This window comes from Streptomyces sp. P9-2B-2, assembly GCF_030406865.1.
In the GTDB taxonomy this organism is placed as follows: domain Bacteria; phylum Actinomycetota; class Actinomycetes; order Streptomycetales; family Streptomycetaceae; genus Streptomyces; species Streptomyces platensis.
In genome coordinates, this window is record NZ_CP129126.1 from 948,044 (window position 1) to 973,729 (window position 25,686).

The 25,686-nt window shown below is 71.9% G+C and carries 20 protein-coding genes and 1 riboswitch; of the genes, 9 read left to right on the plus strand and 11 right to left on the minus strand.

Annotated features, from left to right (window positions below):
* The first annotated feature begins 15 nt into the window (after nucleotides 1–15).
* Genes QT196_RS04245 through sbnA form a run of 3 tightly spaced genes read left to right on the plus strand, consistent with a single transcriptional unit; the run spans nucleotide 16 to nucleotide 5,757 of the window.
* Entirely contained in the window at nucleotides 16–3,570 is a 3,555-nt protein-coding gene (locus QT196_RS04245) for an amino acid adenylation domain-containing protein (protein WP_290356605.1), read from the plus strand.
* A gap of 3 nt (nucleotides 3,571–3,573) precedes the next feature.
* Nucleotides 3,574–4,644 (plus strand): 2,3-diaminopropionate biosynthesis protein SbnB, encoded by a 1,071-nt coding sequence (sbnB, locus tag QT196_RS04250; RefSeq protein WP_168477654.1) that lies wholly within the window; start codon nucleotides 3,574–3,576, stop codon nucleotides 4,642–4,644.
* Between the two features lie 57 nt (nucleotides 4,645–4,701).
* Entirely contained in the window at nucleotides 4,702–5,757 is a 1,056-nt protein-coding gene (gene sbnA / locus QT196_RS04255; RefSeq protein WP_168477656.1) for a 2,3-diaminopropionate biosynthesis protein SbnA, read from the plus strand.
* A gap of 93 nt (nucleotides 5,758–5,850) precedes the next feature.
* Here sbnA and QT196_RS04260 read toward each other — a convergent pair whose 3' ends face one another.
* The 5 genes from QT196_RS04260 to QT196_RS04280 all read right to left on the minus strand — a co-directional run bounded on the left by QT196_RS04260 (nucleotide 5,851) and on the right by QT196_RS04280 (nucleotide 12,915).
* On the minus strand, nucleotides 5,851–7,020 hold the full coding sequence (locus QT196_RS04260; RefSeq protein ID WP_168477657.1) for an aromatic ring-hydroxylating dioxygenase subunit alpha: 1,170 nt from the start codon (nucleotides 7,018–7,020) through the stop codon (nucleotides 5,851–5,853).
* 11 nt (nucleotides 7,021–7,031) lie between these two features.
* On the minus strand, nucleotides 7,032–8,192 hold the full coding sequence (solA, locus tag QT196_RS04265; RefSeq protein ID WP_168477658.1) for an N-methyl-L-tryptophan oxidase: 1,161 nt from the start codon (nucleotides 8,190–8,192) through the stop codon (nucleotides 7,032–7,034).
* Nucleotides 8,193–8,256: 64 nt separating this feature from the next.
* The gene (locus QT196_RS04270; protein ID WP_290354368.1) at nucleotides 8,257–10,791 is read right to left on the minus strand and encodes an FAD-dependent oxidoreductase; all 2,535 of its coding nucleotides are present in this window, start codon (nucleotides 10,789–10,791) and stop codon (nucleotides 8,257–8,259) included.
* Between the two features lie 50 nt (nucleotides 10,792–10,841).
* Complete coding sequence (locus QT196_RS04275) at nucleotides 10,842–11,927, minus strand: S-(hydroxymethyl)mycothiol dehydrogenase (protein WP_290354369.1); 1,086 nt, start codon at nucleotides 11,925–11,927, stop codon at nucleotides 10,842–10,844.
* A gap of 187 nt (nucleotides 11,928–12,114) precedes the next feature.
* The gene (locus tag QT196_RS04280) at nucleotides 12,115–12,915 is read right to left on the minus strand and encodes an IclR family transcriptional regulator (protein ID WP_290354370.1); all 801 of its coding nucleotides are present in this window, start codon (nucleotides 12,913–12,915) and stop codon (nucleotides 12,115–12,117) included.
* A gap of 168 nt (nucleotides 12,916–13,083) precedes the next feature.
* On the opposite strand from QT196_RS04280, the gene QT196_RS04285 reads away from it, so the two are divergent.
* The 3 genes from QT196_RS04285 (at nucleotide 13,084) to QT196_RS04295 (ending at nucleotide 15,936) form a co-directional block, all read left to right on the plus strand.
* Nucleotides 13,084–13,407, plus strand: coding sequence for a bifunctional 3-phenylpropionate/cinnamic acid dioxygenase ferredoxin subunit (locus tag QT196_RS04285; protein WP_290354371.1), 324 nt, complete (start codon nucleotides 13,084–13,086; stop codon nucleotides 13,405–13,407).
* Nucleotides 13,404–14,585: an FAD-dependent oxidoreductase gene (locus tag QT196_RS04290; protein ID WP_168477661.1), complete on the plus strand. Its 1,182-nt coding sequence runs from the start codon at nucleotides 13,404–13,406 to the stop codon at nucleotides 14,583–14,585. The genes QT196_RS04285 and QT196_RS04290 overlap by 4 nt, the downstream gene beginning before the upstream one ends.
* A gap of 229 nt (nucleotides 14,586–14,814) precedes the next feature.
* Nucleotides 14,815–15,936 (plus strand): NADH:flavin oxidoreductase, encoded by a 1,122-nt coding sequence (locus QT196_RS04295; RefSeq protein WP_168477662.1) that lies wholly within the window; start codon nucleotides 14,815–14,817, stop codon nucleotides 15,934–15,936.
* A gap of 78 nt (nucleotides 15,937–16,014) precedes the next feature.
* Here QT196_RS04295 and QT196_RS04300 read toward each other — a convergent pair whose 3' ends face one another.
* Nucleotides 16,015–16,869, minus strand: a complete 855-nt coding sequence (locus QT196_RS04300) for a tetrahydrofolate dehydrogenase/cyclohydrolase catalytic domain-containing protein (protein WP_168477664.1) — start codon at nucleotides 16,867–16,869, stop codon at nucleotides 16,015–16,017.
* A 21-nt stretch (nucleotides 16,870–16,890) separates the two neighbouring features.
* Nucleotides 16,891–16,979, minus strand: a riboswitch (ZMP/ZTP riboswitch).
* Nucleotides 16,980–17,024: 45 nt separating this feature from the next.
* Nucleotides 17,025–17,957, minus strand: a complete 933-nt coding sequence (locus QT196_RS04305) for a hypothetical protein (RefSeq protein ID WP_266734823.1) — start codon at nucleotides 17,955–17,957, stop codon at nucleotides 17,025–17,027.
* Nucleotides 17,958–18,119: 162 nt separating this feature from the next.
* Here QT196_RS04305 and QT196_RS04310 point away from each other — a divergent pair, with 162 nt between their 5' ends.
* From QT196_RS04310 to QT196_RS04320, 3 genes are all read left to right on the plus strand, one after another.
* Complete coding sequence (locus QT196_RS04310; protein WP_235470693.1) at nucleotides 18,120–18,440, plus strand: hypothetical protein; 321 nt, start codon at nucleotides 18,120–18,122, stop codon at nucleotides 18,438–18,440.
* A gap of 130 nt (nucleotides 18,441–18,570) precedes the next feature.
* Nucleotides 18,571–18,792 carry a hypothetical protein gene (locus QT196_RS04315; RefSeq protein ID WP_168477670.1) on the plus strand — a complete coding sequence of 74 codons (222 nt, stop codon included), beginning with the start codon at nucleotides 18,571–18,573 and terminating at the stop codon, nucleotides 18,790–18,792.
* 106 nt (nucleotides 18,793–18,898) lie between these two features.
* Nucleotides 18,899–20,137, plus strand: coding sequence for a flotillin family protein (locus tag QT196_RS04320; protein WP_168477672.1), 1,239 nt, complete (start codon nucleotides 18,899–18,901; stop codon nucleotides 20,135–20,137).
* Nucleotides 20,138–20,333: 196 nt separating this feature from the next.
* Here the strand turns inward: QT196_RS04320 and QT196_RS04325 are convergent, their stop codons facing one another.
* The 4 genes from QT196_RS04325 to sbnB (QT196_RS04340) are packed head-to-tail and all read right to left on the minus strand — an operon-like array spanning nucleotide 20,334 to nucleotide 25,673.
* Complete coding sequence (locus QT196_RS04325; protein WP_168477673.1) at nucleotides 20,334–21,629, minus strand: benzoate/H(+) symporter BenE family transporter; 1,296 nt, start codon at nucleotides 21,627–21,629, stop codon at nucleotides 20,334–20,336.
* Entirely contained in the window at nucleotides 21,626–22,828 is a 1,203-nt protein-coding gene (locus QT196_RS04330) for a PLP-dependent aspartate aminotransferase family protein (RefSeq protein ID WP_290354372.1), read from the minus strand. Before QT196_RS04330 ends, QT196_RS04325 begins: the two co-directional genes overlap by 4 nt.
* Nucleotides 22,825–24,675 carry an FAD/NAD(P)-binding protein gene (locus QT196_RS04335; protein WP_290354373.1) on the minus strand — a complete coding sequence of 617 codons (1,851 nt, stop codon included), beginning with the start codon at nucleotides 24,673–24,675 and terminating at the stop codon, nucleotides 22,825–22,827. Before QT196_RS04335 ends, QT196_RS04330 begins: the two co-directional genes overlap by 4 nt.
* The gene (gene sbnB / locus QT196_RS04340) at nucleotides 24,672–25,673 is read right to left on the minus strand and encodes a 2,3-diaminopropionate biosynthesis protein SbnB (RefSeq protein WP_290354374.1); all 1,002 of its coding nucleotides are present in this window, start codon (nucleotides 25,671–25,673) and stop codon (nucleotides 24,672–24,674) included. Before sbnB (QT196_RS04340) ends, QT196_RS04335 begins: the two co-directional genes overlap by 4 nt.
* Nucleotides 25,674–25,686: the final 13 nt, after the last annotated feature.

A 25,686-nucleotide genomic window follows, 5' to 3' on the forward strand; every position in this document is an offset into this window, starting at 1 on the left:
CCGATGACCACATCCATGACGGCCCGCACCCGCGGCGATCGCGGCGGGTCGGCCGACGGCGCGTACACCAGGGTTCCGCGCTGGACCCGCGTCCCGGTTCCGGGCACCGCCGAGCACCTGACGGCCCTCCCGGAGCAGCTGCCGGCCGCGCTGCGCCGGGTGGCCGACCGGCTGCGGATGCCGCTGAGTTCGGTGCTGCTGGCCGCGCACGCCAAGGTGCTCGCCGTCTTGTCCGGCGACCAGGAGGTCACGACCGGCTACCTCGCCGAGCGGGGTGGCACTCCGCTGCCGAGCCGGCTGACGACCGCGGCCGGCTCCTGGCGGACCCTCCTGCTGGACACCCACCGGGCCGAGGTGGAGCTGCTGCGGCGCCGGGGCTTCCCGGCCGCCGGAACCGGACCTGAACCGGCACCGGCCGAGGAGTCCCCGGAGACCGTGTTCGATCTGCCCGGTGCGGACGGCGGCCCGGCCGGTGAAACCGTGCTGTGGGTCGCCCTCGTACGCCACGACGGCCGGGAGGTGCTGCGACTGCGGTACCGGACCGAGGTCCTCGACGCGGGCTGCGCCGCCCGGATCGGCGGCTACTACCGTACGGCGCTCACGCTGCTCGCCGCCGATCCGGACGCCGACCACCGGCGGCAGTCCCTGCTCTCCGCCGAGGAACTCCGGTGCCAGCTCGAAGGACTGGCCGGACCGAGCCGGCCACTGCCGGACCGCCGGTTCCACGAGCTGTTCCAGCAGCGAGTGCGGGAGCACCCGGACACCATCGCGGCCGTGCACGGGAGCCGGCGGTGGACGTACCGCGAACTCAACGTCCGCGCCAACCGGTTGGCGCACGCCCTGCTGGCCCGCGGGCTGGCCCGGGAGGACGTCGTCGCGGTGGTCACCGAACGCAACCTGGAGTGGCTGGCCGCGGTCATCGCGATCTTCAAGGCCGGTGGGGTGTATCTGCCGGTGGAACCGCACTTTCCGCCCGGCCGGATCGCGCTGATGCTCTCGCGCGCCGGGTGCCGGCAGGTGCTGACCGAACCCGGCAGCACCGCCGGCCTCGACCGGGCCCGCACCTCGGTGCCCGGCGTCCGGACCCTGTTCATCGATGCCGTCTGCGCGGCGAGCCCCGCGGACAGCGACCCCGAGGTCCGGGTCGGGCCGGACCAGTTGGCGTATATCTACTTCACCTCGGGATCCACCGGGGAGCCCAAGGGCGCGATGTGTGAGCACCTGGGCATGCTCAACCACCTCTACGCCAAGATCGACGACCTGGCGATCGACGAGGGTCAGGTGGTCGCCCAGACCGCGCCCCAGTGCTTCGACATCTCCCTGTGGCAGCTGCTCTCGGCGCTGCTGGTCGGCGGCCGGACGCTGCTGGTCGAGCAGGCGGCCGTGCTGGACGTGGGACGTTTCCTCGACACGGTGGGCGCCGGACGGGCCACGGTGCTGCAAGTGGTCCCGTCGTATCTCGATGTCGTGCTGTCCGCCCTCGCGCAGCGGCCCGGCGCACTGCCGGATCTGCGGTGTGTGTCGGTCACCGGGGAGGCGCTGAAGAAGGAGCTGGTGCAGCGCTGGTTCGCGGCCCGGCCCGGGATCCGGCTGGTCAACGCCTACGGGCTGACCGAGACCTCGGACGACACCCACCACGAGGTGATGGACGCGGTGCCGGACAGCGAGCGGGTGCCGCTCGGACGCCCCGTCAACAATGTGCGGGTGTACGTCGTGGACGAACACCTGGCGCCGGTGCCGCTGGGCGCCCCAGGCGAGATCGTCTTCTCCGGGGTCTGCGTGGGCCGCGGGTACATCAACGATCCCGAGCGCACCCGGCTGGCCTTTGTGCCGGATCCGCACCATCCGGGGCGGCGGCTCTTCCGGGCCGGTGACCACGGGCGCTGGCTCCCGGACGGGAAGCTGGAGTTCCTCGGCCGCCGGGACAGCCAGGTCAAGATCCGTGGTTTCCGTATCGAGATGGGTGAGATCGAGAACGCTCTGCTCCGGGTGCCCGGGGTCGGTGACGGCACGGTGGTGGTGACCCAGCGGGCGGGGCGCGGCAAGCGCCTGGTGGCCTTCTACTCCGGGCGGCACGCGCTGGCGGCCGATGTCCTGCGGGGCCGGCTGGGCGAGTTGCTGCCGGAGTACATGGTTCCGTCGGCCTTCCTCTGGCGGGAGAGCCTTCCGCTGACCGCCAACGGCAAGATCGACAAGAAGGCGCTGGAGGCCCTCGCCGGCGGACTCGACACGGTCGAGGACGACTACCACGCACCGCGTACGCCGACGGAACGACAGCTGGCCGCGGCCTGGGCCGAGGTGCTCGGCATACCGCAGGACCGGATCGGCCGGCAGGACAACTTCTTCGACTGCGGCGGCACTTCGCTGTCCGCCGTGGCCCTCGCGGTCTGCCTGGGCCGGGCGGTCTCCGTCAAGGACCTCACCCGGCATCCGGTCCTCGCCGACCTCGCCCGGCAGGTCGACGCCAGGGCCGGACGACCACAGCCCCACCCGAACGACGCCGCACAGGCCGTGCGGTGCGACACCGCACGGCCGGCTGCGTCCCGAGCCGCCACGGAGAGGAGAACCACCATGGTGTCGTCACTCTCGATCTCGCTGCCCGAACTGGAGCGGGAACCCGGCACACCTCCGATGCTGCGGGTCGGGACCACCGACAGCGCGGCGCGCTGGGCGGCCGAGCGACGGGACGCCCTGCGCGCCGTCGTCGCCGAGCACGGTGCGGTGCTGATCCGGGGCCTGGGGATGCGCGATCCGGCCGGGGTCGGCGCCGTGCTGCACGGCCTGGGCGTCGCCCCGCTGACCGAGCGGGAGGCGTTCGCCCTCCGGCAGACCTACTCCGAGGGCGTCTACTCCTCGTCGAAATGGCCGCCGAACCAGCCGATGTGCATGCACCACGAGCTGAGTTACACCCTGGAGTTCCCTGGGCTGATGCTGTTCGCGTGCCTGGGCGCCCCCACCACCGGCGGGTCCACCGGGGTGGCCGACTCGGCGGCCGTACTGGACGCGCTGCCCCCGGCCCTGACCGAGCGGTTCGAGCGGGAGGGCTGGCTGCTGACCCGCAGCTATCACCCCGAGATCGGGGCCACGCTGGACCAGGCGTTCGGCACCGAGGACCGGGACGCCGTCGAGCGCTACTGCCGCGCCCACGCCATCGACTTCGCCTGGCAGCCGGACGGCGGTCTGCGCACCACCCAGCACCGCAGTGCCGTGCTGCACCACCCCGTCAGCGGCCGCCGCTGCTGGTTCAACCAGATCGCGTTCCTCAACGAGTGGACGATGGCGCCCGAAGTGCGGGAGTACCTGATCGACGAGTACGGCCCCGACGGGCTGCCGTTCAACACCCGCTACGGAAACGGCGACCCCCTCGCCGAGGACGTGGTGCAGCAGCTCAACGAGGTCTACGACGCCCACACCGCGCGCCGGCCGTGGGAGGCCGGTGACCTGCTGCTCGTCGACAACGTCCGCAGCGCGCACAGCCGGGAGGCCTTCGAAGGGCCGCGGGACGTGGTGGTGGCCCTGGCCGACCCCATACGTCTGGCCGACTGCGCGCCGACCGTTGAGGTGAACTGACCCATGACCACCGTCCGTCCCACCCCGTCCCGGCCCACACCCCCCGGGCCGCCCCCCGCACCGTCCTTCGCGGTGATCTCCGGTGCCCAGGTGCAGCAGGCGCTGGAGGGACGCGAGAAGGAGATCGTGGACGTGGTCGAGGCCACCTACCGGCTGCACGGTGCCGGAGAGTCGGTGAACCCGCCCTCGTCCTTCCTCCACCTCCCCGACCGCCCGTCGTCCCGGATCATCGCGCTGCCCGCCTCCATCGGCGGCCGGACCCGGGTGGACGGCCTGAAGTGGATCTCCAGCTTCCCGCCGAACGTGGCCGCCGGCATCCCCCGGGCATCGGCCGTACTGATCCTCAACGACCACGACACCGGCTACCCGTTCGCCTGCCTGGAGAGCTCGATCATCAGCGCGACCAGGACCGCCGCGTCGGCGGCCTCGGCGGCCGACCGGCTCAGCCGCGGGCGCCCCCGCCCGACCCGGGTCGGATTCTTCGGCGCGGGTCTGATCGCCCGCTACATCCACACCTTCCTGGAAGGCACCGGCTGGTCGTTCGACGAGATCGGCGTGCACGACCTGTCCGCGGAGAGCGCGGCCGGCTTCCGCCTGTACCTGGAGCAGTGCCGAACGACCGGGCGGGTCACCGTGCACCACAGTGCGGAGGAGCTGATCCGCTCCAGCGATCTGCTGGTCTTCGCCACCGTCGCCCCGCAGCCGCATGTCCACGAGGTCGCGTGGTTCGGCCATCACCCGGTGGTGGTGCATGTGTCGCTGCGCGACCTCGCCCCGCAGATCCTGCTGGCCTCGACCAATATCGTCGACGACATCGAGCACTGTCTGCGCGCCGGCACCTCCCCGCATCTGACCGAACAGCTCACCGGAAACCGGGAGTTCCTGCACGGCACGCTGGACGACGTGCTGGCCGGCCGGGTCGCAGTGCCCGCGGACCGGACCGCCGTCTTCTCCCCTTTCGGTCTCGGGGTGCTCGATCTCGCGGTCGGCAAGTACGTCTACGACGAGGTGGTCAGGTCCGGGGAACTGCGGGTCGTCGACGGCTTCTTCCACGAACTGCGCCGGTACGGATGAGCGGCCACGGTCGGACGGACCGTCCAACGGTGCGCTGCCGCAGGTGAGGAGACCAACGTGCCAGTCATATCCGCGCCCTACGCGTTCAACGAGGAGGAGCTCTATGTCGACCTCCGGTCGATCTTCGGACACTCCCTCTTCCTCAAGTGCGAGGGCTTCAACTTCGCCGGCTCGATCAAGCTGAAGGCCGCGACCGAGATGGTGGAGTCCGCCGAACGGGCCGGTGACCTGCGTCCGGAGACGGTCCTGGTCGAGTCCTCGTCCGGCAACCTCGGCGTGGCACTCAGCATGATCGCGGCGAGCAAGGGCTACCGCTTTCTGTGTGTGACGGACTCCCGCTGCAACTTGGCCACCCGGCTGATGATGGAGGCGCTGGGCAGCCAGGTGCATGTGGTCGCCGACCAGGAGTCCAACGGCGGCTTCCTCGGCGCCCGGCTCGCGTACATCCGCAATCTGTGCGCCTCCGACGACCGCTGTCTGTGGCTCAGCCAGTACACCAACCCGAGCAACTGGAAGGCCCACTACCGCAGGACCGCACCGGCCATCGCCCGCGCCTTCCCGCGGCTGGACCTGCTGTTCGTCGGCGCCGGCACCACCGGCACCCTGATGGGCTGCGCCCGCTACTTCCGGGAGTGGCACCGGGCGGTACGGATCATCGCCGTGGACAGCGTCGGCTCGGTGACCTTCGGCGGCACTCCGGGGCACCGGATGATCCCCGGCCTGGGCATGAGCGTCCAGCCGCCGCTGCTCGACGAGTCCTACGTCGACGACGTGGTACGGGTCGAGGAGGCCGACACCATCCGCACCTGCCACCGGCTGGCCAAACGCGGCTTCGTGTTCGGCGGCTCGACCGGCACCGTGGTCAGCGGCGCGACGGACTGGCTCACCCGGCACGACGCCCACGACCGCACGGCGGTGGCCATCGCCCCCGACCTCGGCGAGCGCTACCTCGACACCGTCTACCACGACAACTGGGTACAGGACCTGTACGGCGAGCACGTCCTCGACCCCGCCCCGCCCGTCAACGCCGATGTCGCCCCGCTCGGCCCCACCTCCCCGGCGGAGCCACCGGAGCCATCGCCACGCCGCCGGCAGCGGCGCCACGACGCCTGAGGCCGGCGCCTGGCGGAGCCACCGAGCCGACCGCCCCGCATCCGGCGGGGCGGTCGGCCACGTCAGGCCGCGTGCGGCGGGGTCGCCACCCGGTCAGCCGCTCCCGCCCGCCAGGCGGTCGGTGACCCACTGGTGGAAGGCGCCGATGTGGTGCTCGCTGGGCACCAGTACCCCGCCGTCGCGGTAGGCGCGGGAGCTCATGGCCGGCTGGGTGCGCTCGCAGGCGTCGAAGTCCTGGGCGTTGACCCGGTGGAAGAGTTCGACGGACTTGGAGACATCGGTGCCGGAGTCGACGATCTCGGGCAGGTAGAGCCAGTCGCAGGTGACCACGGTGCGGTCGGGGGCCATCGGGAACATCCGGTGGACGATGACATGGTCCGGCACGAGGTTGACGAAGACCTGCGGGCGGACGGTGATCGCGTAGTAGCGGCGGTCCTGGGTGTCCTCGATGCCGGGGAGCCGGCCGAAGCCGTCGGTGCCGTCCACGGTGAATCCGGTGGCCTCGTCGGCGAAGGCGGCACCGTGCCCGACGTAGTACTGGGCGGCGAAACCGTCGGCGAACTCCGGGAGCACGTCGGTGAGTTCGGGGTGGATGGTGGCGCAGTGGTAGCACTCCATGAAGTTCTCGATGATGAGCTTCCAGTTGGCGCGCACGTCATAGGTGACGCGCTTGCCGAGGGCGAGTCCTTCGGTGCGGTAGCGGTCGAGGGAGGCGGTGTCCCCCAGCCGTTCGACGGCCGCGCCGATCACGGTGTCCTCGAAGGACGGCGGCTCGTCGGCCAGGCACACCCAGGCGTAGCCGAGCCACTCCCGGAGCGGCACGGTGACCAGCCCGCGTTCGGCGCGGTCGACGTCCGGCATCTTCTGCAGGTTGGGGGCGGCCACCAGGCGGCCGTCGAGGTCGTAGGTCCAGGCGTGGTAGGGGCACTGGAGGTTGCGGCGGACCTCGCCGGACTCCTCGGTGCACAGCTGCGCGCCGCGGTGCCGGCAGATGTTGAGGAAGGCGCGCAGCGCACCGGCGCGGTTGCGGGTGATCAGTACGCTCTCCCGGCCGATCCGTACGGTGCGGAAGGCGCCGGGCTTCTCCAGGTCGGCGCTGCGGACCGCGCAGAACCACAGCCGCTCGAAGATCTTCTCCTGCTCCTGGCGGAAGATCCCGGGGTCGGTGTAGTGGTGGCCGGCGAGGGTGGCGATCAGGCTCGGGGCGGCAGCGGTCGCGGGTGTGGTGGGTGCCGGCGAGGACTCGGTGGGCGTGGTCGTCATGGTGGCTCTCCTCAAGCGGCCGCGGCGGCGGGCCGGCGGGGGTCGAACAGCTCGATGGGGTGCGCGGTGGCACCGGTCAGCGCGAGATCGGCGACGATCTCGCCGACCACCGGTACGAACTTGAAGCCGTGCCCGGAGAAGCCGCAGGCGACGGTCACCGTCTCCGGGTGCGCGGGGTGCCGGGTGATCACGAAGTGTTCGTCGGGGGTGTTGGAGTACATGCAGGTGGCGGCCTTGAGGAAGCGGCCGGGGAGGGCGGGGATGCGCGGGGCGAGCTGCTCGGCCATGGCGCGTACCTCGTGGTCGTGCACGGTGCGTTCGATGGTCTCCGGGGTGCAGACGGTGCCCTTGCGGAAGAACGCGACCTTGGCGCCGCCGTCGGGGCCGTCGATCGACGGGAAGCCGTAGATCTGGACGCCCTGTGCGTCCTCCCAGATGTAGATCGGGTGCTGGTCGGGGACGAAGGGCGCGGTGCCGCCGTCCGGGGCGAACCAGTACATGACCTGCCGCTCGATGGTGAACGGCACGCCCAGGTCGGTGAGCAGCTGGGGCGCCCAGGCCCCGGGGCAGATCACCAACTGGCCTGCGGTGTAGGTGTTTTCGGGGGTGTGGACGCGGACCCCGGCGCCGCCGGGCAGCTCCTCCCAGCGGGTGACCGGCTCCTCGAAGTGCAGCTCGGCGCCGTCCTGCCCGGCGAGCTGGACATGCGCGGCGACGGTGTACTCCGGCCGGACCAGACCGGCCCGTTCCTCGTACAGCGCGACCTCGTCCGCGGCGGGGGTCAGGGTCGGGAAGCGGCGGCGGATCTCCCGGGGTTCGAGCATCTCGTGCGGGAGGTCCCACTGGCGGGCGGATTCCAGGCTGCCGCGGACGGTCCGGCTGTCGGGGCGGCCGAGCATCACCCCGCCGCACAGGGTGGCGATGTCCCGGCCGCTGTCCCGCTCCAGCTTCTCGTACAGCTCGTACGAGCGCAGCAGCAGCGGCACGTAGGCGGGGTCCTCGAAGTAGGACTGGCGGGTGATCCGCGAACCGCCGTGGCTGGAGCCGCGGTTGTGCACCGGGCCGAACTTCTCCAGGCCCAGGACCCGGGCGCCCCGGGCGGCGAGGTGGTGGGCGGCGGCGCTGCCCATGCCGCCGAGGCCGAGAACGATGACGTCGTAGGTGGGAGCCATGCGGTTGCTCCTTCTGCGTACGGAGGGCGGGCGGATCACCGGCGAACCGCGGACGGGCCCGGGGCTACCTGCGGATGCGCTCCATCTGCGGGTCGAAGAGGGGCTCTTGGGCGACGGTGGCAGGGATCTTCTCGCCGAAGTACTCGATGTGTACGGCGGTGCCGGGGACCGCCGCGGCGGCCGGCAGCCAGGCGTAGGCGATCCCGCGGCCGAGGGTGTAGCCGTAGGCGGCGGAGGTGACATAGCCGGCCGGGGTGCCGTCCACGAGGACGGGTTCCTTGCCGAGGACGACGGCCGCGGGGTCGTCGAGGGTGAGGCAGGTGAGCCGGCGGGACGCGGTCTCCTCGCTGCGGCCCTCCAGCGCCGCCCGGCCGATGAAGTCGCCCTTGGCGGGGCGGACCGCGAAGCCGACCCCGGCCTCGTAGGGATCGTGTTCGGTGGTCATGTCATGGCCCCAGGCGCGGTAGCCCTTCTCCAGGCGGAGGCTGTTGAAGGCGCTGCGCCCGGCGGCGATCACCCCGTGCTCCTGGCCCGCCTCCCAGAGCGTGTCCCACAGGCGCAGGCCCATATCGGCGGTGGTGTACAGCTCCCAGCCCAGTTCGCCGACGTAGCTGAGGCGCATGGCGGTGACCGGGACATGGCCGAGGTAGGTCTGCTTCGCCCGGAAGTAGCCGAAGGCCTGGTGTGAGAAGTCGTCGCGGGTCAGGGGCTGGACCAGGGCGCGGGCGAGCGGGCCCCAGACGCCGACGCAGCAGGTGCCGGAGGTGCTGTCGCGGACCTGGACTCCCCCACTCTCGGCTTCGCTCGAGCGGGAGGGGCCCCCATCGTCGGGGGCGTGCCGCAGCAGCCAGTCGAGGTCGGCTCCGCTGTTGGCGCCGATCTGGAAGCGGTCCGGGGCGAGCCGGGCGACGGTGAGGTCGGAGCGGATGCCGCCGGTTTCGTCCAGGAGCAGGGTGTAGGTGACCGCGCCGGGCTTCTTCGCGAGGTTGTTGCTGGTCATCCGCTGGAGGAAGGCGAGGGCACCGGGGCCGGTGACCTCCAGCCTGCGCAGCGGGGTCATGTCGTAGAGGGCGACCTGCTCCCGGGTGGCGCGGGCCTCGGCGGCGGCGATCGGTGACCAGTAGCGGGCCGACCAGGCGTCACGCTCGGGGAGCTGGAGCCCTTCGGCGAGCGGGGCGTTGGCCTCGTACCAGTGCGGGCGCTCCCAGCCGCCGCCCTCCAGGAAGTACGCGCCGAGCTCCTGCTGCCGTGGGTAGAAGGGGCTGGTGCGCAGCGGCCGCGGCTGTTCCATGGGCTGCAGCGGATGGATGACGTCATAGACCTCGATGAAGTTCTGGGCGCCGCGGTCGGCGATGTAGGCGGGCGAGCGCTGGGCGTCCTCGAAGCGGTAGAGGTCGCACTCATGGATGTCGATGGCGGGCCGGCCGTCCGTCATCCACTCGGCGACGGCCTTGGCGACGCCCGCGGAGTGGGTGACCCAGACCGCCTCGGCCAGCCAGAATCCGCGCAGTTCGCGGGATTCGCCGAGGACCGGCATACCGTCGGGGGTGAAGGAGAAGACGCCGTTGAAGCCCTCGGCGACCCGGGACGCGCCCAGTGCGGGCAGCAGTCCGACGCTGTCCTGCCAGCTCGGCGCGAAGTCCGCCGCGGTGAAGGGCAGCGAGGACGGCATGACATGGGGGTCCCCCCTGCTCGAACGCAGCTGAGAGCTTGGGGGAGCGTCGTCGAAGGCGGCGACCGCGAAGGGGTCGACGGGCATCGGGCGGTGGGCGTAGGAGCCGATGCCGATCCGGTCGGTGTGTTCGCGGAAGTAGAGGTCGCGGTCCTGGAAACGCAGGATCGGCTTGCTCGCCTCGTCCCGTGGGTCGTTGACGCCGGCGAGTTCGGGCAGCGGCTCGGTGGTGGCGTACTGGTGGGCCAGCGGGAGGAGTGGCACGTCCACCCCGGCCATCGCGCCGATCACCGGGCCCCAGAAGCCGGCGGCCGAGACGACATGGTCGGCGGGGAAGGTGCCGCGGTCGGTGGTGACGCCGGTGACCCGGCCGTCCGCCCGCTCGATCCCGGTGACGGTGTGCCGGTCCAGGAAGCGGGCGCCGCGCTGCTCGGCCCGGGCGATCTGGGCGCGGCAGGCGAGCACGGCGCGGGCCAGCCCGTCGTCGGGGGTGTGGAATCCGCCGTAGAGCGTGGTCTCGTCCAGCATCGGCCACAGGCGCTTGCACTGCTGCGGGCCGATCAGTTCCCCGCGGATGCCCCAGGAGGCCGCGAGTCCGGCCTTGCGGTGCAGATCGGCCCAGCGGGCCTCGGTGGTGGCGATCTCCAGACCGCCGACCGGGTGGAAGCAGGACAGCCCGTCCACGTCGAGGGAGCCGAACTTCTGGACGGTGTAGGCGGCGAACTCGGTGAGGGTCTTGGACGGGCCGGTCTGGAAGACCAGGCCGGGAGCGTGCGAGGTGGAGCCGCCGGGGGCCGGCAGCGGACCCTGTTCGAGGACGGTGACATCGGTCCAGCCGCGGGCGGTCAGCTCATCGGCGAGGGAGCAGCCGACGATGCCGGCACCGATGACAACCACACGGGAACTGGGGGCGGGCGTACGGGACATGTCCCTCCTCCTGCTGGTCGGGGTGGTCCACTGGGATGGGTGTAACGCCGTTACAGGACCACGACGGAGCGCAGTACCCGGCCGTCGCGCATCTTGTCGAATGCGGACTCCACCTCGTCCAGGCCGATCGTCTCGGTGACGAATCCGTCGAGGTCGAGCCGTCCGCTCAGGTAGCGGTCGATGAGGACGGGGAAATCGCGGCTGGGCAGGCAGTCGCCGTACCAGGAGGATTTCAGGGCGCCGCCGCGTGAGAAGAGATCGATGAGCGGCAGTTCGAGCCGCATGCCCGGGTCGGGGACGCCGACCTGGACCAGGGTGCCGGCCAGGTCACGCATGTAGAAGCCCTGGCGGTAGGTCTCGGGCCGGCCCACCGCGTCGATCACCACATCCGCGCCATGGCCACCGGTCAGTCCGCGAACCGCCTCGATGGGGTCGGTACCACGGGAGTTGACGGTGTGGGTGGCACCGAAGCGGGTGGCACCGTCCAGCTTGTGGTCGTCGATGTCGACCGCGATGATCCGGCGCGCCCCGGCGATGGAGGCCCCGGCGATCGCCGCGTTGCCGACCCCGCCGCAGCCGATGACCGCGACGGTGTCCCCGCTGCCGACCCCGCCGGTGTGCACCGCAGCGCCGTATCCGGCCATCACTCCGCAGCCGATGAGACCGGCCGCCTCGGGACGGGCGTGCGGGTCGACCTTGACCGCCTGCCCGGCGGCGACCAGCGTCTTCTCGGCGAAGGCGCCGATGCCGAGCGCGGGGGCGAGCGGGGTGCCGTCCAGCAGGGTCATCGGCTGGGTGGCGTTGCGGGAGTCGAAGCAGTACCAGGGCCGGCCGCGGCGACAGGACCGGCAGCTGCCGCAGGGCGCCCGCCAGGCGAGGACGACATAGTCACCCGGGGCGAGATCGGTGACGCCGGGCCCGACGGACTCGATGACACCGGCCGCCTCATGGCCGAGGAGGAACGGGAAGTGGTCGTTGATTGCCCCTTCCCGGTAGTGCAGGTCGGTGTGGCAGACCCCGCAGGCCTGCACGGCGACGAGCACTTCTCCCGGCCCGGGGTCCGGTACCACAATCATCTGCGGCTCGACCGGTGCGCCTTGTTTCGCCGCGACGACGGCATGGACGTGGTGTGGCATGCCCTACCCCTCCGTGTTGCGCACTGCACGACTGGTTGCGCGATGAGAGACATAGTGGGAACGCCGGATCGACACCGTCAAGGGGTACGAGCCAGCTCTTGGCAACGGATTTCCCGCGCGCCCGGACACAAAGGCGGGGCCGGAACGCACGCCCCGGCCCCGCCTCCGCCCCGCACCCGTCATCGGGTCAACTGCCGCACCCCATCCGCCGCGACAGCTCCCCGGCCGCGGAAACGGTGGCCTTGACGACCTCGGGCAGCCGCTCCTCGGCCAGCCGGTAGGCGGGCACCGACACACTGATCGCCCCGATCACCGAGCCGTCGGGCGCCCGCACCGGCGCCGCGACCGCCCGCAGCCCGAGCTCCAGCTCCTCGATCGCCACCGCGAAGCCCTGCTCGACCACTTCGGCCAGCTCACGGCGCAGCGCGGCCGCCGAGGTGACCGTCCGCTCGGTGAGCCGCGGCAACTTCCGTGCCAGCACGGCCTCCCGGACCGCCCTGGGCTGGTACGCGAGCAGCGCCTTGCCGCTGGAGGTGGCATGCAGCGGCGTACGGCGGCCGAGCCAGTTCTGCGCGGTGACCGAGGCCGGACCGCGCGCCTGCGTGACGTTGACCGCGGCGTCGCCCTCCAGCACCGCGATGTTCACCGTCTCCCCCAGCTCCGCGGCCAGCTCCCGGCAGACCGGCGCGCCTTCCTGGGAGATGTCCAGCCGTACGGCCGCCGCTCCGGCCAGCCGCAGCACCCCGGCTGCGAGGTAGTACTTGCCGCGCTCCTGCTCCTGCCCGACCAGCCCGCGGTTCTCCAGCACGGCCAGCAGCCGGAACGCGGTCGACTTGTGGACGCCCAGCTCCTCGGCGACCTCGGTCACGGCGGCCTCGCCGTGCCGGGCCAGGATCTCCAGCACGGTCACGGCCCGGTCCACCGACTGCACACCGCCCGGCTGCTTCGGCGGCTTGGTTTCCGCCTGCCCCTCCACGCTGTCCGTCATCTGTTGGATCTCACCACCTGGCACCCCGGCCGAGGCACGGGATTCGAAGGTCCGGCATTTCCGGGGACCGCTTGACGCATCCGCTCCCCGGCTGGATTCTGTTGCGCATGGCGCCTCATCGTGCGCAACGCGAAACTCGATGATACCGAACAGTAACAGGGGGGTCCTGTGATTCCTGTCTGCCCGCTCGCCGACCTGCCCACCGGCGAGTCCGTACGCATCGACACCGCACCTCCGATCGCCGTCTTCCATGCCGACGGGCAGCTGTACGCCATCGACGACACCTGCACCCACCAGGACGCCTCCCTCTCGGACGGCTGGCTGGAGGGCTGCCTGGTCGAATGCCCGCTGCACACCGCGTCGTTCGATCTGCGCACCGGAGCGGCCACCTGCCTGCCAGCCCGCCGGGCCGTGCGCACCCACCCCGTGACCGTCGAGGACGGCATGATCTACGTCCACCACCACGCCGCCGAGGAAGGCACCGCCGCATGAAGTCGGTCGCTGTCATCGGGGCCTCGCTGGCCGGCCTCTACGCCGCGCGGGCCCTGCGCGCCCAGGGATTCGAGGGCCGGCTGGTGATCGTCGGCGAGGAACACCACCGCCCCTACGACCGCCCGCCGCTGTCCAAGGGCTTCCTCACCGGCGCCACCGCCGACCAGGGGCAACTGGCCCTGGCCGACGCCGAGGAGATCGCCGAACTGGACGCCGAATGGCTGCTCGGCACCCGCGCCACCGGCCTCGACACCCAGGGGCGCGCGGTGCTCCTCGACGGCGGCCGCTCCCTGACCACCGACGGTGTGGTGATCGCCACCGGCGCCACCCCGCGCCGCCTCCCCGGCCCGGCGCCCACCGGAACCCATACTCTGCGCACCCTTGAGGACGCCCAGGCCCTGCGCGCGGAGCTGACCGGCGGCCCGGTCAGGGTCGTGGTGATCGGCGGCGGCTTCATCGGCGCCGAGGTCGCCTCGTCCTGCGCCGCACTCGGCCATGACGTCACGGTGGTCGAAGCCGCCCCGCTCCCCCTCGTCCCCCAACTCGGCGACGCGATGGCCGGGATCTGCGCCGCCCTCCATGCCGACCACGGCGTCACCCTGCTCACCGGAACCGGTGTCGCCCGCCTGCACGACGGTGGCGCCGGTGGCGACGGCAACCGTGTCACCGCGGTCGAGCTGGCCGACGGCCGGCTGCTCCCCGCCGACGTGGTCGTCATCGGTATCGGCGTACGCCCCCACACCGCCTGGCTCGAAGGCTCCGGACTCCCGCTCGACGACGGGGTGTGCTGCGATGCGGGCGGGGTCACTCCGCAGCCCCATATCGTGGCGGTCGGCGATGTCGCCAGGGCGGACGGCACCCGCGCCGAGCACTGGACCAGCGCCACCGAACAAGCCGCCGTCGCCGTCCGGAACCTGCTGGCCGGCCGCACCGTCGCGACCCACCGGAGCCTGCCGTACTTCTGGTCCGACCAGTACGGCGTGCGCATCCAGTTCGCCGGCCGGAGACTGCCCACCGACACCCCGCGCATCATCGAGGGCTCGCCCGACGACCGCAGCTTCCTCGCCTGCTACGAACGCGACGGGCACACCACCGCGGTCCTGGCCCTGAACCGCCCCCGCCCCTTCATGCGCCTGCGCCGCGAACTCGCCCGCGCCGCCCAGCCGGTCACCACCTGACCTCGGCCGGCGGTGCGGTGCGAGGCGGCAGCGGGAGGGTCGGCCGGATGACGGCTGTGGGATGACCACAGCGGTGTGACGGCAACGGTGCGGCGGCCGCGGGTGGCGACTGTGGCGCAGCAGACAGTGCGCGGCGGATGACGGCGGCGCCGTGGGGTGTTCGGAACAGCGGAACGTCTGCCGGCCGGCGGCGTTCCGCGCCCGCGCTCTCTTCCTAGGAGACCCACACGTGACTGCCAGCGCCGCCGCCACCCGTGCGGCCCAAACGCTCTCCCGTCCCTTCACCCTGGGCGGCCGCACCGTGCCCAACCGCATCGCCATGGCGCCGATGACCCGCGAGTTCTCGCCCGGCGGTGTCCCGGGCGCCGATGTCGCGGACTATTACGCACGCCGCGCCGCCGGCGGCGTCGGCCTGATCATCACGGAGGGGACCTACGTCCGGCACCCCGCCGCCGGAACCAGCGACGCCGTCCCCCGCTTTTACGGCGCGGACGCACTCGACGGCTGGAGCCGGGTCGTGGAAGCGGTGCATGCGGCGGGCGGGACGATCATGCCGCAGCTGTGGCACGTCGGTATGGCACGCAAAGCGGGCGCACCGCCGTTCCCCGACGCCCCGCCGTCCGGCCCGTCCGGCCTCGCCCTCGACGGCACCCCGTCCGGGCATGCCATGACCCAGCAAGATCTCGACGAGGTCATCGCGGCCTTCGCCGAGGCGGCAGCCACGGCCGAGCGGCTCGGCTTCGACGGAGTCGAACTGCACGGTGCGCACGGCTACTTGATCGACCAGTTCCTGTGGTCGGGCACCAACCGGCGGACCGATGCCTACGGCGGCAGCCGCACCGCCCGTACCCGCTTCGCCGCCGAGATCGTGGCGGCCTGCCGGGCAGCGGTCTCCCCCGATTTCCCGATCCTCTTCCGGATGTCCCAGTGGAAGATGGGCAACTACGAGGCCCGCCTCGCCGAGACCCCGGACGAACTCCAGGAGATCGTGGCGCCGCTGACGGACGCCGGCGTCACCGCGTTCCACGCCTCGACCCGCCGCTACTGGCTGCCCGAATACGAGGGCTCGGACCTCAATCTCGCGGGATGGGTCAAGAAGCTCTCCGGCCGCCCCACCCTCACCGTGGGCTCGGTCGGTCTCGACAACGAGTTCCTCGCGACGTTCGCTCACGAACAGGCCGGGGTCTCCGGTATCGACCGGCTGCTGGACCGGCTGGAGCGGGACGAGTTCGACCTCGTCGCCATCGGACGGGCCCTGCTCGGCGACCCGGAATGGGCCGCCAAGATCCTGGCGGGCCGCACCGACGCCCTGGTGCCGTTCGACGCCTCGATGCTGCGCACACTGAACTGACACCGGCCGCACGGGGCGCGGCCCCTCGGGGATGCCGCGCCCCCCGCCGGCGGCCGCAACCGCTCCGCCGGGCGGCGGTCAGCCCGCGTTCAGCTGGGCGGCCGCGGCGTCGACGGTCTGGGTGAGCAGGGTGGCGATGGTCATGGGGCCGACGCCGCCGGGGACCGGGGTGATCAGGGCGGCGCGGGTGCGTGCCGCGTCGAAGTCCACATCCCCGACGTTGCCCGGGTTGGAGCCGGCGTCTATCACGACGGCCCCGGGCTTGATGTGCTCAGCGCCCAGGAACCGGGGCCGGCCGACGGCCGCGATCAGCACATCGGCCTCCTTGGTGAGCGACGCCAGATCGGTGGTGCGGGAGTGGCAGTAGGTGACGGTGGCATTGCGCCCGAGCAGCAGCATCCCCACGGGCTTGCCGAGGATCGCGCTGCGGCCGACCACGACGGCGTGCTTGCCGGCCAGGTCGACGTCATAGTGATCCAGCAGCCGGATGATGCCGCCGGGCGTGCAGGAAGCGAAGCCGTCCAGGCCGAAGCTCATCGCGGCGAAGGAGTGGCAGGTGACGCCGTCGACATCCTTCTCCGGGGCGATCGCCTCGAACGCGGCGCGCTCGTCGATGTGCGGGCCGGCCGGGTGCTGCAACAGGATGCCGTGCACCGAGGGGTCGTTCGACAGCGCGGTGATCGTGTCGACCAGCTCCACGGTCGTGGTGGCGGCGGGCAGCGCGACATGCCGGGAGAGGATCCCGGCCTTCGCGCAGCGGTTGCGCTTCATACGGACATACGTCACCGAGGCGGGGTCGTCGCCGACGAGTACGGTCGCCAGGCACGGGGCCGTGCCGGTCCGTTCGGTGAGGTCCGCGGCGCGCCGGGCGGCCTGTTCGACGAGGCCGCGGGCCAGTGCGCTGCCGTCCATGAGGCGGGCTTCCGGGGACATGGGCTGCTCCTGAGCGTCGTGTGGGATCGCCCAGGCGCGCGGCACCGGCCGTGGATGGCCGAGCCGCTCCCCGGTGGTACTCCACCCAAGCGCCAGTCACGGCTCGGCGCCCACTGTAATCGACGTCGGGAGGGGGCGGCGTCCGGTTTTCCCCGCTACCCGCCGCCCTGCCCCGGTGCGGAGAGGGGCGGTTGGGGCGCGGCGGTGGCTTCCCATTGGCTGAGGATGCCGTCCCAGTCGTGCTGGGCGGCGGTGATGGCATTGGCATCCCAGATGGGCTGGGCGGGCTGCTGATACTGCTGGTGTTCCTCGTACACCCGGTATTCCTGGTACTGCTGCTGGTCCGGGTAGTGCTGGTACGGCTGTTGCTTCCAGGGCTCCTGCTCGTAGTGCTCCCGCGGGGGATGCTGTGGGCGCTCGCGCCACGTCAGAGAGGAAGGGTCCGGCTGTGGGGGCGGGACGTTGACCAGCCGGCGGTGCCGTCCCGTGCGGTCCGAGGGGGTGGGCGGCATCGGGCGGCTGTCTGCGGACAGTTGTTGTGCGCGGGCCACCAGCAGCCGGACATCGAGGCCGAGTTCGGTGGCCAGGGCGGTGAGGTCGACGCCGCTGTGCCAGCTGCTCATCAGGACCGCGTCCAGCGCCGGGGCCCAGGCCGGTTCGGAGGGCTGGGGGGCGGCGGCCGGTCCAGGCTGCGGCGGTGGTGGCGTGGCGTGCGCGGCGGGGCCCGGCGCGGCGGCCCCCTGAGCGGGCTGCGGGGTGGGGGCCTGCGCCGCGGGGGCCTGGGGTGCGGGCTGCTGCGGTGCGGCGGCGGGCTCGTTCGGGCGCTGGGCGAGCAGGTTCTTGGCGACCTCGCGGGCGTCGTCCTTGCCCACCGTGCGCCGGGCCAGCCGCACTTCGCGTTCGTCCAGGCCGAGCAGATCCGCCACCACCGCGTCGCTGCCGACGGTCACGGCGAACGCGGCCAGGGTCCGCGAACGGCGGGCCTCGGCCTCGTCAAGGAGTCCCTGTGTACGGCGGACCTCGTCATCGCTGCTGCAAAACGCCTGTGCGAGTACCGCGTGGCGCTCCCACAACTCCCTCGGTTCCATGACTGCGACAACGTTCCTTCGTCCGGATTGGACCGCTTCCCGGCAATAGATCACTGCATGAGGTGATATTCGAGGGAGATGCACCCCTGCCTGCCTGGCGGAAGTACGGGCGGCTGCAAAAATACGCAGTGACCCCAGCGTCGAAGAATCGTTTCTACGGCCATGAGCGTCCCCTCTTCCGGCACCGTCGCAGGTCACGGACCGACCTCCCTCCCCCGCCCCGGGCAGATGCCCCGGTGGATCACCGCGGAGGTCATCAGGCAGACACCGGTGTTCGCCGGGCTGGTGAAGCAGTGGACCGAGCGCGCCGCCACGGTGCCCGGGGTCGCCGATCCCGAGTGGCAGCGGCTGGTCTCCTACCGTGCGCTGATGGAGGAGACCGAGATCGCCCTCACGGCCCTCCGGCCCCATCGGGCGCCCGATGTACTGCCCCCGCGAAAGCCGACGGTCCCGGCCGCCCGGCCCGCCCGTCTGGACGCCTGAAGCAGGTCGACGGCGGCCGCCGGGCCGTCGGCGCGGGCTGCACGCCGGCCGGAGTACCGTTGAGTTGTCGAGGATTTCCCGCTGTCCGGCGGCTGCGCCGGCAGCGGCTTTGACCAGCGACGGAGCCCGGGTGAGCGCGACGGATGACACGGACTTCAGCCCGATCGGGGTGATCGGGCGGGTGACCGTCTCCATCCCGACCGACGGCCCGGGTGAGGTGCTGCTGCCCGTACGCGGCGGCTCCGAGGCTTTCGCCGCCTGGTCCCGCGAGCCCATCGCCCGGCACACGCAGGTCATCGTGGTGGACCACACCTCGGCGCGGTCGGTGATCGTCGCGCCGCTGCCCGCGTGACCCGGCGGTCCCGCCGACCGTCGCCCGGCCACGTGAGCACTCCCTTTTCCCGCGGCCGTGCCCGCACCCCCACCGGGGCCGGTCGCATCGGACCAGGAGCCTTCCGATGTTGTTCTGGCATGTTCCGGCGCCCAACGAGGCGCTGCTGATCTCCGGCTCGAAGCGCCGGACCGGGGACGCCCAATTCCGTATCGTCACCGGCCATGGCTGCTGGGTCATGCCCGTCAAGCAGAAGGCGAGTGTGCTGTCGCTGTCGCTGCGGGAGGCGGAGATCTCCGAGGACTGCGTCACCCAGCAGGGCATCCGGCTCGGCGTCCGGGCCGTCGCCGTCTTCAAGGTCGGGGACGACCAGACGTCCATCGCCAACGCCGCGCGCCGGTTCCTGGCCGAGCAGACCACCATGGAAGAGCTGGTCGGCCGGATCTTCGCCGGTCATCTGCGCTCGATCGTCGGCGGGCTGACCGTCGAGCAGATCATCCGGGAGCGGGACCGGGTCGCCCAGGAGGTCAAGGAGGGCAGCCACTCCGAGATGGAGAAGCTCGGCATCGTCGTCGACGCCCTCCAGATCCAGGAGATCGCCGACACCTCCGGCTACATCACCAATCTCGCCGCACCGCACGCCGCCGCGGTGGCCAGCACGGCCCGGATCGCGCAGGCCAAGGCCGACCAGGAGGCGACCGAACGCGAGCAGCAGGCGGCGGCATTGAAGGCCGAGTACGAGCGGGACACCGCGATCAAGCGGGCCGGGTTCCTGGCCGAGACCGAGCAGTACAACGCCCGCGCCGCGCAGGCCGGCCCGCTCTCCCAGGCCAGGGCCTCACAGGAGGTCATCGAGGAGCAGACCGCGCTGGCCCAGCGGCAGGCCTCGCTCGCCGCCCAGCGGCTGGAGGCCGAGGTACGTCGCCCCGCGGACGCGGAGGCGTACCGGCTGCGCACCCTGGCGGAGGCGCAGCGTGACCAGGTCCGGTACGAGGCGGACGCCCGCGCGTACACCGAACGGACCGTCGCCCAGGCGCGTGCCGATGCCAACACGGCCCTCGCGGTCTCGCTGCGCGAGGGCAACCAGGAACTGATCGCCGCCAACCGCACCGTCGAGAACCTCCCCGCCCTCGCCGAATCCGCCGCCGAAGGGCTCTCCGGCGCCCGGCTGACCGTCCTCAACGGCTCCGACGGCGTGAACGAGATCGTCTCCGGCATCGTCGGCCAGGCCCTGGCCATCCTCGACAGCCTGAAGCAGGGCACCGGCCCACCCGGCCCCACTCCCCCGCCGGCCGACGGCACGGGGCCGCTCCCCCGGAAGGTGACCAAGCTGAAGCAGGAGGGCGCGGGGTCGGGGGCGTCCTGACCGGGCGTTTGTACGGGGCCGGGCTTCGGGACGGGAGCGGGGATCGGTACGGGGCCGGGCGCCCGTCACGGGACCGGACCTCCGTACGAGGCAGGAACGGTGTGCCGACACGGGCCGCCGGACACACAGAGGTGCCCGGCGGCCCGTGTGGGCGCCGGTCGCGTCGTGGCCGGGGCCGGCGCGGGGCCGGCCCGGCTTACTTGGCGGCTTCCGCGGGCTTGCGGAAGCGGGTCAGGACGAGGTGGGCGATGACACCGAAGAGGAGGCCCCAGAAGGCGGAGCCGATGCCGAAGAGGGTGAGGCCGGAGGCGGTGGCGAGGAAGGTGATCAGGGCCGCCTCGCGGTCCTTCTCCTCCTTCACCGCCCCGGTCAGCCCGCCGGCCAGCGCACCCAGCAGGGCGACTCCGGCGACCGCCGCCACCAGTTCCTTGGGGAGGCCCGCGAAGAGCACCACCAGTGTGGAACCGAAGGCGCCGATCAGGAGATAGAACGCTCCGCAGGAGACACCGGCCACATAGCGCCGCCGCGGGTCGCGGTGCGACTCGGGGCCGGTGCAGATGGCGGCAGTGATCGCCGCGAGGTTGATGGCATGAGAGCCGAAGGGGGCCAGTGCCGTGGACACCAGACCTGTGGAGCCGATCAGCAGGCGGTCCTTGGGCTGGTAGCCGGAGGCGGTGAGTACGGCCATGCCCGGTGCGTTCTGGGAGGCGAGCGTCGCCAGGATCATCGGCACTGCGATGCCGATGAGGGAGGCGAGCGAGAACTCCGGGGTCGTCAGCACCGGCTTGGCCAGCTCGATGTGGTCCAGGTGGATGTCCAGCCGGGAGCTGACCGCACTGGCCGCGACGCCCGCCGCCAGGGCGACCAGGACGGCGTACCGGGGCAGCCACCGCTTGGCCAGGAGGTAGGCCAGCAGCACCGAACCGGCGATGAGCGGCGCGGTCTTGAGGGAGGTGAACACCCCGGTGCCGAACGAGAAGAGGATGCCGGCGAGCATCGCGGAGACCACGGCGGTGGGCACCTGCCGCATCAGCCAGCCGAACACCCCGGTCAGGCCGACCAGGGTGATCACCAGGCCGGTGACGATGAACGCGCCGATGGCCTCCGCATAGGAGTACGCGCCCAGGCTGGTCACCAGCAGGGCCGCGCCCGGTGTCGACCAGGCGGTGATCACCGGCATCTTGGTGCGCAGGCTCAGCGCGATACAGGTGAGCCCGCTGCCGATGGAGATGGCCCAGACCCATGAGCTGGTCTGAGCGGTGTTCAGATGTCCGGCGGAGGCCGCCGCGAGCACGATGACGAGCGGGCCCGAGTAGGACACGACGACGGCGACGAAGCCCGCCAGGACCGCGGACAGCGAGGCGTCACGGAACAGGCCGGGCCGGGCCCCCGGTGCCGGGGACCCGTCCGCCGCCGCCGGCTCCGCGCGCTCCGGCGGGGCGGACCCCGGCGGAGCGGCGTCGGGGTGGGGCGTGGGTGTCTTGGAACTCAACGGTCTTCCTTCACGGCCTTTTCCAGGGCCTGTTCGAGGTCGGCGACAAGGTCTGCGGGGCTCTCCAGACCTATGGACAGCCGCAGCATGTCCTTCGGCGAGGTACTACCCGGCCCTTCGAAGGTGTAGCGGTGTTCGATCAGACTCTCCACGCCGCCCAACGAGGTGGCACGGATGAAGAGTTCGCAGTGGTTCGCGGTCCGCAGCGACTGCTTCCACTCGCCGTCGACATGCAGCGAGAGCATGCCGCTGAAGCCGCCCGTCATCTGCCGGGCGGCGACCGCGTGTCCCGGGTCGGTGGCGAGCCCCGGGTAGGCCACCCGCCGGATCCGCGGGTGCTCGGCGAAGTGCTCGGCCACGGCCATCGCGGTCTCCGAGATCTGCCGCATACGGGGGAAGAGCGTCCGTATGCCCCGCATCAGGAGGTAGGTCTCCATGGGGCCGAGTATCGGGCCGGTCAGCCGGCGGTGCAGCTGCAGGCGCTCCCAGATCTCGTCCCGGGCCTCGCTGCTCCCCGGCGCCTTGACGAGGAGTCCGGCGACGACATCGGTGTGACCGTTGAGGTACTTGGTGCCCGAATGCATGATCAGGTCCGCGCCGAGTGCGAACGGCCGGGAGTGCACCGGCGTGGGAACGGTGTTGTCGACGCCGAACAGGGCACCGGCCCGGTGGGCGATCTCGCCGACGGCGGCGATATCGGTCACCGTCCAGGTGGGGTTCGCCGGGGACTCCGCCCACACCAGCGCGGTCGGGGCGGCGGTCACCGCGGCCGTCACCGCGTCCACGTCGTTCATGGGCGCCTGGACGACCTCCAGGCCGCGCTGCGTACCGAACTCCCGCAGCCACTTCGTGAGACCGAAGTACATGGTCTCCGGGACCACGACCCGCGCACCGGCCGGCAGCACCTGGAAGATGGCGGTGGCGGCGGCCATGCCGGACGAGAAGACCAGCGCGTCCGAGCCGCCCTCCAGGCCCGCCACCACCTGCTCGACCTGCTCGTACCCCGGTGTGCCCTGATCGCGCAGATACGCCAGGCCGGCCGGCGCCCGGTACTCGCTGTCCCGCGCGAAGGTCGCGCCCAGCCCGATCGGGGGCGGCACCATGCCGGTGGTCGGACAGCGCCAGCCGTCGCCCTGCGCGGCGCGCGTCTCGGGCCGGTACTCCTGCGTCCAGGGGGTGAAGGTCTCGCTGTTGTTCATCGCTTCCTCGTAATCAGTGACGGCAGAGCGGTGCTCAGGGCAAGTTCCGCGTCCAGCAGCGCACGGGAGGGCGCGCCGGGAGAGGGCACATAGTGGTTGTAGTAGCTGGATCCCTCGGTGTGCGGTCCGAGGAAGAACAGGCGGGGCTGCGGGGTGCCGGTGCGGTCGATCCCCTGGCCCTCGCGGGTGACGTCCAGCCCGTGCACGGTCGTCCCGCGGTGCGCGAGGGTGCGGACGCGGCCGGCGGCGACGAGCGTGCCGAGCAGCGTCCCGGGCGTCCGGTCGGCGCTCGGCTCGGCCACATGCGCCTGGACCACGTGGTCGACCTCCATCCGCAACGGCTCGGCCAGGCAGGTGGATTCCAGCCGCCAGGGCCCCTGGCCGGCCGGTGCGACGACCTTCGGCTGCGGGCCGGGGCCGAGCCGGACGATCCCCGCATCGATCAGCGAGAGCAGTTCCGCCGACCGGTCCAGCTGCGGGCCGATCACCTGCCGGTTCACCGTCGCGGCGAACTCCCCGAAGAAGGTGGCCAGGGAGGTGTCGTCGACGCCCGGCGGGTCGATGACCGCACGCAGCGCATCGCGGTGGTCGCGGAGCACCTCCAGGGCTTCCTTGAGCGGGCTCACCCCGAGGCCGTCGCGGGCCTCGGCCAGGTCGGCGGCGACCTCCGTGGTGAACCAGTCGCGGTAGGCGGCGTACCCCGTCCACTGCCGGTCGGACAGGTCCGCGGACAGGAGCCCGGGCACCGGGGTGGTGCCGAACCGGGTACGCAGCTCGTCGCGCAGGGTTTCGTGGCCGGACTTGGCACAGCGCCGGGCCATCTCCAGCCCCGCGTCCGTGGCGTCGCCCATCTCCCGGCCCAACAGGACGCGGTAGTAGGCGAGTTCCATCTCGGCCTCGACGAGCGGCAGCACCTCGGCGGTGAAGTCGATCCGCCGGTCGGCCCGCCGCTCGCGGAGCGCGTCGAGGTGTTCCGTGGTCAGTGCCAGCGGAGCGAAGCGCATCCGTCCCGGGTGGAGGCGCGGGCGGCTGCGCGAGGGCATCCCGGAGCGGTTGGTGAGCACGATCAACGGCTCCCGCTCACTGGGCAGATAGCGCATCCCCCGCGCGCTTGTCGTGTGCGTGCCGCCGCGGCCGAGGGTCAGGGTGGCGATCACGTCCATGGCCGTCAGCCCCATGCCGAGGACGGCGACCCGTTCGCCCGGTCCGATGCTGTCGAGCGCCTCGGGCAGCGGATAGGGGCGGGTCACCAGCCGCGGGTCGGGAGCGGGTTCCGCGGGGGCGTAGAGCGAGTGGTGCCCGACGGTGACGAACACGGCGTCGGCGTCGATCCGGGTGCCGTCGGCGAGGACGACCGTCTCGGTGCCGGAGGCTCCGGACTGGATGTCGACGGCCGTCGTACGGTGTTCCCGCAGGGTGAGGCTCTCGGGCGCCGCGGCGGTGATCTCCGCCGCCGCCCAGGTGAGGTACTCACTCAGCAGCCTGCGCGGCAGGAAGTCGTTGGGCTGGATCTCCCGCCCCTCCCCCGCGCGCACGGTGTAACCGTCGTCCGCCAGCCGCAGGTCCCGGTCCCGGCACCAGGCGTGCAGCGAGGGGCCGGAGACCGGTACCGGGCCGTCGACCATCCGGTCGTCGGCGAAGGCCGAGAGCTGTGCGCAGACGGTGTTGAGCAGCAGATGGTCGGGCTGGCCGGGCAGATGGAAACCAGCGCCCAAGGGCTGCGGGTCGATGAGGTGGACGGTGAGCGGGGCCGGCTGCGCCAGGCAGTGCGCGACGAGCCGCTCGAAGACGCCCAGCCCCCGCGCTCCGGCGCCCACGATCGCGACGGAGAGAGGTCTGAGATTCACCACCGGCGCGTCTCCCCGAAGAAGTTGGGCACCTCGATGGTGCTGCCGTCCTTGCGCGCCTCACCGAGGACGAACGCCCCCACAGCGAGGTCCAGCACGCCGAGCCCGAACGGCGAGAAGATCACCGGGCGGTCCGCTGCGGGCGTCACCTCCCCGTTCAGCACTCCGGCGAGGGTGCCGGTCACGAACTCACGGGAGCCGGACAGCTGCTCGGCGAGGTGCGGTGAGGTCTGGGCCTTCAGACAGTGCTCGACGTCGTCGAAGATGTTGTCCGCGCCCAGGACCACCTCGGGGGCGAGGTCACGCAGGGAGATGTTGAGCACGAGCTGGCCGGGCTTGAACGGTGTGCGGACGTAGGGCTCCAGCGCGGTCGTGGCGAACACGACGGTGTCGGCCCCCAGCGCTTCGTCGAGGTCGGCGGTGAAGGTGGCCGGACGGTTCTGGGTGGTGCGCACATGGTCGGCCAGCGCCTGTCCGGAGGTCTCGTCGAGGTCGTGGACGAGATAGGCGTCCGGCGCGCAGCCCGCGACGTTCAGGTAGTCGCAGATGTTGCGGGCGATGACGCCGCCGCCCACGACGGCGATACGGGTCCCCGCGAAGCCGTCCGGGCGGAGCGCGGTCGCCGCGACGGCCGCGGAGGCGGCGGTGCGCGCCGCGCTGATGTTGGCGGCTTCGAGACAGGCGATCGGGTAGCCGGTCTCGTAGTCGTTCAGGAGCAGGACGGCCGAGGCGCGCGGGTTGCCGTGGCGGGTGTTGCCCGGGAAGCTCGCGATCCACTTGATGCCGGCGAGCTGGACATCAGCGCCCAGGAAGGCCGGCAGCGCGATGATCCGGGAATCCGGCTTCTCGGGAAAGCGGAGGAAGTAGCTGTCGGGGTTGACGGAGTCCCCGGCCTCGTGCGCCCGGTAGGCGCTGCTGACAATGCCGAGCACGTCTCCGCGCTTGTCGTGCAGAACTTGACGGACCGTTTCCCCGGCCACGATCTCAAAGTTGAACATCAGAAATTCCCCC